Here is a 12,291-nt window from a genome sequence, read left to right on the forward strand (position 1 = left end):
AATGAGTGACGAGCCGCTGCGTCCGGACCCTGACCGCCTGCTGCAACACACCGCCGCCCCGCATCGCGGTAAGCTAAAGGTTTTTTTTGGCGCCTGCGCAGGGGTGGGGAAAACCTGGGCGATGCTGGCGGAAGCGCAGCGGCTGCGCGCCCAGGGTCTGGATATTCTGATTGGCGTGGCGGAAACCCACGGGCGTAAAGAGACAGCGGCGATGCTTGAAGGGCTCAGTACCCTGCCCCAGCGCCGCCTCTCCCATCGCGGGCGCTACGTTAAAGAGTTTGACCTTGACGGCGCGCTGGCCCGCCGCCCGGCGCTGATCCTGGTCGATGAGCTGGCGCACAGCAACGCGCCCGGCTCCCGTCATCCTAAACGCTGGCAGGACGTCGAAGAGCTGCTGGAAGCTGGCATCGACGTGTTTACCACCGTTAACGTCCAGCACCTGGAGAGCCTGAACGACGTCGTCAGCGGCATTACCGGCGTGCAGGTCCGTGAAACCGTCCCCGATCCGTTCTTCGACGCCGCCGACGATGTGGTACTGGTCGACCTGCCTCCCGACGATCTCCGCCAGCGGCTCAATGAAGGGAAAGTCTATATCGGCGGCCAGGCCGAGCGGGCTATTGAGAACTTCTTTCGCAAGGGCAACCTGATCGCCCTACGCGAGCTGGCGCTGCGCCGTACCGCCGATCGGGTCGATGAGCAAATGCGCGCCTGGCGCGATCGTCAGGGACAGGAAAAAGTCTGGCACACCCGTGACGCCATTTTGCTCTGCATCGGCCACAACACTGGCAGCGAAAAGCTGGTTCGCGCCGCTGCCCGCCTCGCGGCCAGGCTGGGGAGCGTCTGGCATGCGGTGTATGTAGAAACCCCCTCTCTGCATCGCCTGCCGGAAGCGAAACGGCGGGCGATCCTCGCCGCGCTCAGGCTGGCTCAGGAGCTGGGAGCGGAAACCGCCACCCTCGCCGATCCTTCTGAAGAGAAGGCCGTTCTGCACTATGCCCGCGAACATAATCTCGGCAAGATAGTGATTGGCCGCCAGCAAAAAAGGCGCTGGTGGGACCGCAGCGGCTTCGCCGATCGTCTGGCCCGCCACGCGCCGGACCTCGATTTGGTAGTGATCGCGCTGGATGAAAAGGCCGCTCCCCTGCCCGCTCGCGCCAGCGATGGCCGGACCGCAATGGAAAAATGGCGTTTGCAGCTCCAGGGATGCGTCGTCGCCATCGCTCTGTGCGCGGTGATAACCGTCGTCGCCATGCAGTGGCTGATGGCTTTTGAAGCCGCCAACCTGGTGATGCTGTATCTGCTCGGCGTGGTGATTATCGCCCTCCTGTACGGCCGCTGGCCGTCAGTGCTGGCGACGGTGATTAACGTGGTCAGCTTCGACCTGTTTTTTGTCGCGCCGCGCGGCACGCTGGCGGTTTCCGATGTGCAGTATTTGTTGACCTTTAGCGTGATGCTCACCGTCGGGCTGCTTATCGGCAATCTCACCGCCGGCGTACGCTACCAGGCGCGGGTGGCGCGCTATCGCGAACAGCGCACCCGGCATCTGTATGAAATGTCAAAAGCGTTGGCGGTGGGCCGCAGCCGTGAGGATGTGGCCGCCACCAGCGAGCGCTTTATCGCCTCGACGTTTCAGGCGCGCAGCCAGCTGCTGCTGCCCAATGAAACAAACCGGCTCTCTCCGCTAACTCAGCAAACGGCGGCCATCACCTGGGATGACGCCATTGCCCGCTGGAGCTTCGATAAGGGACAGCCCGCCGGCGCGGGTACCGATACGCTACCCGGCGTACCGTACCAAATCCTGCCGCTGAAAAGCGCCGCCCGCACCTGGGGGTTGCTGGTTGTGGAACCCGCCAACCTGCGCCAGCTGATGATCCCCGAACAGCAGCGCCTGCTGGAAACCTTCACCCTGCTGGTCGCCAGCGCGCTGGAGAGACTGACGCTTACCGCCAGCGAAGAGCAGGCGCGGCTGAACAGCGAACGAGAAAGCCTGCGTAACTCGCTACTGGCGGCGCTGTCCCACGATCTGCGGACGCCGTTAACGGTGCTGTTCGGCCAGGCGGAAATCCTGACGCTCGATCTCGCCAGCGAAGGGTCGAAACACGCGCCGCAGGCCAATGAGATTCGCCAGCACGTGCTCAACACCACCCGGCTGGTGAATAATCTCCTCGATATGGCGCGGATCCAATCCGGCGGCTTTAATTTGCATAAAGAGTGGCTAACGCTGGAAGAGGTGGTCGGTAGCGCGCTGCGTATGCTGGAGCCGGGGCTTGGCGGCCGGCATATTCAGCTCGCGCTGCCGGACCCGCTGCTGCTGGTTCACGTCGACGGGCCGCTGTTTGAACGGGTACTGATTAATCTGCTGGAAAACGCGGTGAAGTACGCGGGAGCAGAGGCGCAAATCGGCATTACCGCGCATGTCGACACGCACAATTTGCTGCTTGAGGTTTGGGATAACGGACCGGGTATTCCTGCCGGGCAGGAACAGGCTATCTTTGATAAATTCGCCCGCGGTAATAAAGAGTCGGCGATCCCCGGCGTCGGTCTGGGTCTGGCGATTTGCCAGGCGATCGTTGAGGTGCACGGCGGAACGATTAGCGCCGCGACGCGCCCGCAAGGCGGCGCCTGTTTCCGTGTTACACTGCCGAGAGAAGCGCCCCCTGAACTGGAAGAGTTAGCCGAGGAAATGTGATTAACGTTCTGATCATCGAAGATGAGCATGCTATCCGCCGCTTTCTGCGCACCGCGCTGGAAGCCGACGGCATGCGCGTATTTGAAGCGGAAACGCTGCAGCGCGGGCTGATCGAAGCCGCGACCCGCAAGCCGGATTTAACCATTCTCGATCTCGGCCTGCCCGATGGTGACGGTAACGCGTTTATTCGCGAGGTTCGCCAGTGGAGCCAGATGCCGATTATCGTCCTCTCGGCGCGCACCGAAGAGCAGGACAAAATCGCCGCGCTTGACGCCGGCGCCGATGATTATCTCAGCAAACCCTTTGGTATCGGTGAACTGCAGGCGCGGCTGAGGGTGGCAATGCGCCGCCATGCCGGCGCCCAGGCCGATGAGCCGCTGGTGCGTTTTGCCGATGTCGAAGTCGATATCCCCTCCCGTCGCATCGTTCGCGGCGACGAAGAGATCCATCTGACGCCAATTGAATTTCGCCTGCTGGCGGTACTGCTCAATAATCCCGGAAAGGTGCTGACCCAGCGGCAGTTGCTCAACCAGGTCTGGGGGCCGAACGCGGTGGAACACAGCCACTATCTGCGGATCTATATGGGACATCTGCGACAGAAGCTGGAGGCCGACCCGGCGCGCCCGCAACATCTGCTGACCGAAACCGGGATCGGCTACCGGTTTATGCCTTAGCGGATCCCCGGCTCGCGCTTAGCTTAACCGGGCTACAGGCCCGTCGTCGTCTATAAATCGGTAGCCCGGATAAAGCGTTTACGCCGCCATCCGGGGAATGCCGGCGATTATTGTCCGTAGTAGGCCCCTGCCCCGTGTTTACGCAAATAGTGTTTATCCAGCAGCGTCGTAGAGACCGGCTGTTCGTCAATGCTCAGCTGACGGGTCCACATATTCATATAGGCAATCTCCTCCAGCACCACCGCATTATGCACCGCGTTCGCCGGATCTTTTCCCCATGCAAATGGGCCGTGGCCGTGGACCAGCGCGGCGGGTACGCTGAGCGGATCGGTATGCTGCGCGCCCAGCGTTTCGATAATCACGTGACCGGTATTGGTTTCATAATCACCGCGGATTTCATCATCGCTGAGCGGGCGGGTACAGGGGATCGGCCCATAAAAATAGTCGGCGTGGGTGGTGCCCATCGCCAGCAGCGGCCTGCCCGACTGCGCCCAAATCGTCGCGTGACGCGAATGGGTATGCACAATTCCGCCCACGCCGCTAAACGCCTTATACAACTCAAGATGGGTCGGCGTATCCGACGAGGGCTTATAGCGCCCCTCCACCACCCTGCCGGTCGCCAGCTCCACCACCACCATATCCTCGGCCGTCATCACGGCATATTCCACGCCGGAGGGTTTGATCACCACCAGCCCGGCCTCGCGATCGATACCGCTGACGTTACCCCAGGTAAAGGTCACAAGATTAAATTTCGGCAGCGCCAGATTGGCATCAAGAACCGCCTGCTTGAGGTTATCCAACATACTTCACTCCTGAATTCGCAATGCCTTCATACTGGGGCGGACGAAACGCCTGCTGGTATTTATCCGTTAGCCACGCTTTCGCCTCGGCGATTCGCTGGCTATCCAGGCCATCATTTTTTGCCCACATCTCAATCAGCCAGGCGCCGCGATAGTTCAGCGCCGAGAGCGTGCGAAATATCTCGGTAAAATCGACGCAGCCGGTCCCGAATGGCACATCGCGAAACTGCCCCAGCGAAGCGTGCGAAACGGGCTGGGTATCCTTCAAATGAATGGCGGTGATTTTATGAATGCCCTTACTCAACTCTTCGGGAACGTCGTTTTGCCAGGCGCTTAAGTTGCCAACGTCCGGGTAGACACAAAACCACGGACTGCAAACCTTACGTTCGAGATCCAGCCAGCGGGAGATATTGCTCATAAAGGCGGTATCCATAATTTCCATCGACAGCATCACCTGCGCTTTCGCCGCTTCGGCCACCGCCCAGTTGATGCCCTCAATAAAGTATTCCCGGGTCTGCGCCGAAGAGGATTCGTAATAGACGTCATAGCCTGCCAGCTGGATGTTGCGGATCCCGACATGGCTGGCAAAATCCAGCGCATCCAGCATCAGTTCCCGCGCCTTGAGCCGTGTATCGCGATTGACGCTACCAAAGGGATGGCTGCGGTGCGCGGAGAGGCACATGCTCGGCACATCAATGCCGCTGTTGATTTTGTCCGCCACGAACGCCAGCCGCTGCCCCCGATTCCAGTGCAGCCTGGCCTGCCGCTCGGGGCTTTCGTCAACGGAGATTTCGATAAAATCAAACGCCAGGCCGGCCGCCATTTCGAAGCGTTTCGGCCAGTCCAGCGCCGTGGGGAGCGCTTTTTCGTAGATGCCAAGTCTGGGTTTCATTGCGCCGCTCCCGTCGCCCTGGAGAGGCTTTGCGCGACCGCTAAGTAACGGGCGTAGCCTTCGCGCAGCTGCTGATGCCGATTGCCGTCGGGTTGATAGCAGACCACCTCGGGCTGCGTGGCGGCAATCGCTTCGCTGAAGTTAGCATAGGCTCCGCTACCGGCCGCCGCGCACAGCGCGGCGGCTCGACAGCCGGCCTGTTCGATATCTACCACTTCCAGCGGAAGATTGGCTGCATCGGCATACATCTGCGTCCAGCCTCTCGACTGGCTCGGCCCGCCGGTAAAGCGAATTTTTTGAATATCCCGATTGAGTTCAATAATGCGGTCCTGATGTACCAGGTGAGAAAAAACGATCCCGCGATAGATGGCCGCAATAATATCCTTTTTCGTATGATGCCCCGCGAGGCCCACCAGCGCGCCGGGCAGATCCATCGCCAGATTGGAACCGAACAAATAGGGTAAAAAAATGAGGTTGCTGTCGGTATCTTGCGCGATCCAGCTTTCGAAATGGTCGTAGCAGCGGTCATCGTCAGGGAAAAACTGCTTCACAAACCAGGAGAGATTGCTCGCCGAAGTGGGGCTGCCCTCGTGAACGAAATATTTGCCCGGAATGCAGTATTTCCCCCAGATGTAGGGAAAGTCGCTGGCAATAATACTATCCGTCACCGAGGTGGCGATACTCCAGGTTCCGGCCACCGCGCTCAGAGTATCCGCCCGATCAATGCCCGAGGAGACGGCGGAGGCGACCACGTCGAAAAAGCCGCCGAAAACCGGCGTCCCCGGGCATAAACCGCAGTCCAGCGAGGCCTGCAGGGTAATGTGGCCCACGCAGTCCGTCGAGTTCACCACCGGCGCGGTTTTATCCGCCACTTCCTCAATGCCAAACAGCGCCATCATGTCGCGGTCATAGCGGGCGGTAAACTGGTTATAAAAATTGCTGCCGGAAATATTGGTGATCTCCGCCGTCGCCTCGCCGGTCAGGCGGAAACGAACGTAGTCGTGCACCATTAAAACGGCATCGATCTTGTCATAATTGGCCGGTTCATGCGCTTTCAGCCACGCCAGTAGCGATACCGGATGTCCGGTCCACAGCTGCTGCAATCCTTTTGGGTATGCCAGCTTGTCTATACCTTCGCGATACCATTTTTTGACAAACGCCAGCGCCCGGGTATCGGATGAGATAATCCCGTTGCGCACCGGTTCGCCTTTTTTGTCAATCGCGTAGAGCCCTTTGCCGTGCGAGGAGAAACCGATCCCGCCGATGCTTAGCGGCGGCACCTGGCTTTCATACAGCGCTTTTTTTATCACGCGACAAACGGTGTCCCATAGTTCATGCATGTTCCGCTCAGTAAAGCCCGGCTGCTCGGATAATACCTGCGCATATTGCGACGCCACGTGAATCTCTTGCCCTAACTCATTATATATACCGGCTTTGGTGACCGTACCACCGATATCAACCCCGATAAAATTCATATCCCTTCGCCTCATATTTAAAATAAGTTAACGTCTGGCTGAGCTAATAAAGGTGGCGCCCCAAATAATAAGCCCTTTCACCACGTACTGAACGTAGGGTGAGATCCCAAGAAGGTTTAAACCATTATTCAGTACGCCGAGCATCATGGCGCCAATCAGCGTGCCGATAATCATTCCGCGACCGCCAGCAATGGATGCCCCGCCGAGTACCACTGCGGCAATGGCATCCAGTTCAAATCCGACGCCGGCATTCGGCTGGCCGCTCATCACCCGCGAGGTGAAAATAAGACCGGCAAAACTGGCAGTAAAGCCGCTGATCACGTAAACCAGCAATTTATAATATTTCACCCGCAGGCCGCTCAGACGCGCCGCTTCTTCATTACCGCCGAGGGAATAAACATAGCGACCAAACGGCATATGATTCAGGACGATATAAAAGATGAGATATAAAACCGCCATCAGAATAATAGGCACCTGAATACCGAACAGATATTCGCGGCCCCAAAAAGCGAATGAATCCGGTAAGCCGGAAATGGGATAGCCACCGGTATAGATTAGCGCCAGCCCCTTCGCAATAATCATTGCCCCGAGGGTCACGATAATCGGCGGCATTTTACCGTAGGCGGTTAAAAAGCCGTTCAGCGCGCCAAAGGCGACGCCAGAACACAGGCCGATAAGAATGGCTAACCACGGATCTAAACCGTAGTACTTCATTAATCCCGCCATCAGGGTACCGGCCAGGGCCATGACCGCGCCGACGGAGAGGTCGATCCCGCCGGTCAGGATGGCAAAGGTCATCCCAATAGCAATGATGGCATTAATCGAGACCTGACGGGCGACGGTCGATAAGTTATCGACCGTTAAAAAGTAGTCATTAAAAATAGCCATACAGGAGAACAGGAGTACCAGACCAACAAACGGCAGGAACGCGGGCATTTTTAATAAACCATGGAGCATCTTTTTATTTTTATCAGGAGATGCGGCGGGCGCTAATGACACGTTTTCATTACTCATTTAATACTCCCTAAATAATATTACCGGCAGCGTGCAGCATAATCACTGTGGAATTGATTTGGTCGCTCTCGAGTTCGGCAACGATATTACCGTCGCGAAAAACCATCACCCGGTCGCTAACGCCAATCACCTCTGGTAGCTCAGATGAAATCATAATTATTGAAATACCCTGGGCGGTGAGGTCGCGCATAATCTGATAGATTTCTGATTTCGCTCCGACATCAATACCGCGAGTCGGTTCGTCAAAAATAAGAATATTGACATCATGATTCAACCAACGGGAAATAACGACTTTCTGCTGGTTACCGCCGCTCAACGTTCCCACCGCGGTCCCGGCATCCGGCGTTTTCACGCCAACGTGACTAATTAAGCGCTCGGCGGTCAGGCGCTCTTCGTTATCGCGGATAAGCGAGAACTGGCAGGCGTGTTTGTTAAGCCAGATATTATCTTTGACCGAAAAAGGCAGCACCAGCCCCTGCGTTTTTCGGCTTTCCGGCAACAGACCAATGCCCAGACGCAGAGCCCGGTCGGTGGATTTTATCGTCACCTCTTTTCCGGCCAGGCGGACGCGTTTTTTGAAGCATTTATCCGCGCCGGTCAGAGCCAGGATCGCTTCGGAACGCCCCGATCCCACTAGCCCAGCGAGGCCTAAGATCTCCCCTTTGCGCAGCGTCAGCCGATTGACCTGGCTACTTTCGGTAAGCTGAATTTCCGCCTCCAGTAGTATGTCATCATGCGCCAGCGTCCGCCGTTCGGGATAGATATTCTCCACCTCACGGCCGACCATCATCTGGATCATCTCGGCGATATCGATATTGTCGACCTGTGCCGACCCGATATATTTGCCGTCGCGGAGTATGCTCAGGCTGTCACAGATCTCATATATCTCCTCTAGATGGTGAGAAATAAAGAACATCCCGACGCCTTTGGCCTTTAAATCGCGCATCACGCGGAAAAGATGCTCCGCTTCGCTCGGGGTTAAGGTCGCGGTGGGCTCATCCAGAATGAGAATTCGCGCATCCAGCGACAGCGCTTTGGCAATTTCCACAAACTGCTGCTCGGCGACGCTGAGATGGCAAATTTGCTCATCGGGATCGAGGGTCACGCCAAGATCTTTAAAAATCCGCAACGCCTCGCGGCGCATCGCTTTACGATCTAACAGGCCAAAACTATTTACCTTTTCGCGATTAAGGAAAATATTCTCATAAGCGTTCAGATAGGGAATAAGAGAAAACTCCTGAAAGATAATCCCTACGCCGCAGGCAATCGCGTCACGATAGTTATGAAAATGCTGTTGCTTACCATCAATAAAAATATTACCAGCGTCAGGTTGATATATCCCGCAAAGGATTTTCATTAACGTCGATTTACCCGCGCCGTTTTCACCTAATAAAGCATGCACCTCCCCTCGGCCAAGGGTGATATTGACATTATCCAGCGCCTTGACCCCGGGGAAGCTTTTACTGACGTTTTTGACTTCCAGTAAGCTGGGCATAAACATCGCTCCATAATGGCTCGGTAAAATAGCGAGCCATACTTTAATAAGAATCCGGCACGGCTCACCTGAATTAGCGAGAGCCGCTGTGGCGTAATAAGGCGATTACCAGTGGAAATCTTTGGCGTTGGTTTTATCGATAAGCTTCACATCAACAGGGATCTCCTTAGGAATATTCGCGCCCCAATGTTTGGCCAGAGCAATGCCTAAACCAATACGCAGCTGATCGCGCGGGAACTGAGCGGCGGTGGCAATAAACGGCGTATTACCTTTAGCAATTTCAGCGACCGCTTCCGGAGAACCATCAACGCTCACTAGCTTCACATCGCGTCCTGATGCCTGAATCGCCGCCAGAGCGCCAAGTGAGCCAACATCATTCACGCTAAAAATACCGTTGAGCGTCGGGTTAGATTGCAGCATATTTTCCGTCACGCTCATGGAGGTATCGCGCTCTTGTTTACCATTCAGTTTGGTAATCACTTTAATATTGGGATGCTTTTTCATCGCATCTTCAAAGCCGCGCACACGCTCCAGAATAGGCACTACCGGAATCCCGTCGAGAATCGCTACGTTGCCTTTATCACCCAGCGCTTTGGCTAAGTGCTCCCCGGCAATAAAGCCCGCATCATAGTTTTTTGAGCCGACAAAAGAATCTATCGGACCATTAGCCTGAGCATCTATCGCCACCACCACCACGCCGGCTTTTTTAGCGGCCAGTACGGCGGTTTCCGCACCGACGCTATCAGCTGGGTTAATCAGCAAAATATCTATTTTCTTTTGCAGCATATCCTCAACGTCGCTAATCTGCTTGGAGACATCATGCGCCGCATCCGCTGTATAGACGGTGGCATTAATATCTTTTGCCGACTGCTCAAGCGACTCTTTCATGGTGACGAAATATTCGTTATTCAATTCCTGGAACGACATACCAATAGTCAAAGGTTTGGCATTAACGCAGGCAACCAGGCTCATCGCAAGAAGTCCTGAGAGTATTGCTTTAGTCTTAAATTTTACAGGCATTCACTATCTCCTTATTGAGTAATGCGCTGAGAAATAAAAATTATTTATCAGCGTTTTCATGGTACGGATGCTGCCTGATATACTGAGCAATAAATCCACCGCTGACGGATAGCCAGAAGCCACCGATATTGATCTCAGTTATCCCCATGATTGAAATGCAGTATTTAATGAACAGCCATCGACGGTCATTAGCGTAATAATTAAAAATGGCGAACTTAACTAGTTAAAAATTTTTATGGCTTAATGACGACCTTAATGGAATCGAGCGATTTAGCCATCTCAAAAGCGGCTTTCCATTCATCAATAGAATAGAAATGCGTCACCACGCCTTTGGCGGTCAGCAGACCGCGCGCAAAGAGATCGATGGCGATTTCATAGCTGTAAGGTCCCAGATGCGCGCCGCGGATATCCAGCTCTTTACGGTCGCCAATAATCGACCAGTCGGCGGTCGTTTCTTTACCAAACACGCTGAACTCAACGAAGCGTCCCAGCTTACGAATCATCTCCAGACCCTGGGTCACGCCAATGGGGGCACCCGTCGCTTCGATATACACATCGCAGCCGTAGCCATCGGTCATGGATTTTACGATAGCGATGGCGTCCTCTTGCGCCGCATTGATGACCACGTCGGCGCCAAACGCTTTCGCCAGCGCCAGGCGGTCGTCCATCGTGTCGATGACCACCAGTTTCTTCGGCGTTTTCAGATGAGCGACCTGTACCATACACAGCCCCAGCGGCCCAGCGCCGGCGATAACAACCACATCATCCAGTTCGATATCTCCGCGGCGTACCGTATGGATTGCGCAGGCCATAGGTTCGATCAGCGCAGCATCTTCTTCACTTAATGATTCAGGAATTTTATGAATAATCGCGCGTTCGGAGAAACGCATATATTCAGCCATACCACCATCGGCGACATCTTTCTGGAAGCCGTAAATATCATGGGTTTCGCACATCCAGTATTTTCCGGTTTTACAGAAACGGCATTCATGGCAGGGGACAATCTGTTCGGCCAGGATGCGATCGCCAATTTTTAATTGATATTTTTCAGCGGAGCCCGGGCCTAACTCGGCAACCCGACCGTAAAACTCATGGCCGGGCACTACCGGCGTTTTTACCCACGGATTATCGCCCCAGAACATCGGCGCGCCGTCCTGGGCCTTGCAGTCGCCGGCGCAGATTCCACACCCGTCAACCTTAATAACCACTTCCTTTTCTTTGGCGACCGGGCGGGGAATTTTCTCAAAGCGATAATCCTGGGGGCCATGGCAGACAACCGCTTTCATACCTTCAGGTAATTGTTCCATCGTAAACCTCTTTTTCGGATAAATAATGAAGAGGAATAGTATTGCTAGCGCAATACTCCTCCATTTGGCACAAGGACTATTAAATAATAATGCCTGTAAAATATCTGGCAGAACGGCTATTTAGTCTCGACAATATGTACCTGGTGCTGGCGATAGATATCAGCTGGTAATTCGTTAGTGATCAACACATCAATATCCGCCAGATCGCATATTTTATAGAGTGAATAGCGTTCAAACTTACTGCTATCGACCATCAGGATTTTTTGATCGGCAACTTTGAGCATCTCCTGCTTCAGCCGGACGTTAACTTCATTGCTGTCTTTTATTTCCAGCCCGGCGTCGAGCCCCTGGCAAGAAAAAAACAGCTTATTGACCTTAAAGTTGTTGATAATGAACTCGGCGACCGGACCGTGAAAATCACCGTGGCGCTCAGAATATTCACCCCCAACGCTGACTATTCTTATTTTCTTACGACAGGCTAAGGTTTGAATAATATTCAAAGAATTGGTAATCACCGTCAGCTCGATGTCAGGCAGCTGACGTGCTAAAAACCAGCAGGAGCTGCTATTATCCATGATAATGCACTCATGCTCATGAATAAACTGCAGCGCACCTTTAGCGATGCGCATCTTACGTTCTGGCTGCTCTTTGGTACGCTTAATAAAGGCCTCGGCTTTATCGACAAAGTTCCCGTGATTTGTCGGCGTATCGGCAGCTAAAAATGATGCGTTATTTTCAGAAATCATTGCGCCGCCAAAACTGCGAACTATTTTTTTATTTTTCGCCAGCGAGGTTAAATCTCGACGAATAGTTTCTGGAGATACGCCAAATATCTGTGAGAGTTCATTAACTCTGGCACATCCTTTTTCTACGACATATTCCACAATTAATGAATGACGTTTCACTTGTAACATAGACGTTCTCA

At 54.6% G+C, this 12,291-nt stretch carries 10 protein-coding genes; 2 read left to right on the forward strand and 8 right to left on the reverse strand.

What is annotated here, in order from left to right; all coding sequences use genetic code 11:
- The first annotated feature begins 1 nt into the window (after position 1).
- On the forward strand, positions 2-2,689 hold the full coding sequence (gene kdpD / locus EGY08_RS06685) for a two-component system sensor histidine kinase KdpD (protein WP_123828339.1): 2,688 nt from the start codon (positions 2-4) through the stop codon (positions 2,687-2,689).
- Complete coding sequence (gene kdpE / locus EGY08_RS06690; RefSeq protein ID WP_049115036.1) at positions 2,686-3,363, forward strand: two-component system response regulator KdpE; 678 nt, start codon at positions 2,686-2,688, stop codon at positions 3,361-3,363. The genes kdpD and kdpE overlap by 4 nt, the downstream gene beginning before the upstream one ends.
- 107 nt (positions 3,364-3,470) lie before the next feature.
- Here the strand turns inward: kdpE and araD are convergent, their stop codons facing one another.
- The 8 genes from araD to EGY08_RS06730 form a co-directional block, all read right to left on the reverse strand.
- Positions 3,471-4,166 carry an L-ribulose-5-phosphate 4-epimerase gene (gene araD / locus EGY08_RS06695; RefSeq protein ID WP_004130499.1) on the reverse strand — a complete coding sequence of 232 codons (696 nt, stop codon included), beginning with the start codon at positions 4,164-4,166 and terminating at the stop codon, positions 3,471-3,473.
- Positions 4,156-5,055 (reverse strand): L-ribulose-5-phosphate 3-epimerase, encoded by a 900-nt coding sequence (locus EGY08_RS06700; protein WP_004130498.1) that lies wholly within the window; start codon positions 5,053-5,055, stop codon positions 4,156-4,158. The genes araD and EGY08_RS06700 overlap by 11 nt, the downstream gene beginning before the upstream one ends.
- Positions 5,052-6,530, reverse strand: a complete 1,479-nt coding sequence (locus EGY08_RS06705; RefSeq protein ID WP_049115039.1) for an FGGY-family carbohydrate kinase — start codon at positions 6,528-6,530, stop codon at positions 5,052-5,054. Before EGY08_RS06705 ends, EGY08_RS06700 begins: the two co-directional genes overlap by 4 nt.
- A gap of 27 nt (positions 6,531-6,557) precedes the next feature.
- Positions 6,558-7,487, reverse strand: a complete 930-nt coding sequence (locus EGY08_RS06710; RefSeq protein ID WP_049115043.1) for an ABC transporter permease — start codon at positions 7,485-7,487, stop codon at positions 6,558-6,560.
- A 67-nt stretch (positions 7,488-7,554) separates the two neighbouring features.
- The gene (locus EGY08_RS06715) at positions 7,555-9,039 is read right to left on the reverse strand and encodes a sugar ABC transporter ATP-binding protein (RefSeq protein ID WP_004130495.1); all 1,485 of its coding nucleotides are present in this window, start codon (positions 9,037-9,039) and stop codon (positions 7,555-7,557) included.
- Between the two features lie 105 nt (positions 9,040-9,144).
- The gene (locus EGY08_RS06720; RefSeq protein ID WP_224325664.1) at positions 9,145-10,011 is read right to left on the reverse strand and encodes an ABC transporter substrate-binding protein; all 867 of its coding nucleotides are present in this window, start codon (positions 10,009-10,011) and stop codon (positions 9,145-9,147) included.
- Between the two features lie 281 nt (positions 10,012-10,292).
- Positions 10,293-11,366, reverse strand: coding sequence for an erythritol/L-threitol dehydrogenase (locus EGY08_RS06725; RefSeq protein WP_004130493.1), 1,074 nt, complete (start codon positions 11,364-11,366; stop codon positions 10,293-10,295).
- A gap of 116 nt (positions 11,367-11,482) precedes the next feature.
- Positions 11,483-12,280, reverse strand: coding sequence for a DeoR/GlpR family DNA-binding transcription regulator (locus EGY08_RS06730; protein WP_004130492.1), 798 nt, complete (start codon positions 12,278-12,280; stop codon positions 11,483-11,485).
- Between the last annotated feature and the right edge of the window lie 11 nt (positions 12,281-12,291).

The organism is Klebsiella sp. FDAARGOS_511 (assembly GCF_003812845.1).
Taxonomy (GTDB): domain Bacteria; phylum Pseudomonadota; class Gammaproteobacteria; order Enterobacterales; family Enterobacteriaceae; genus Klebsiella; species Klebsiella grimontii.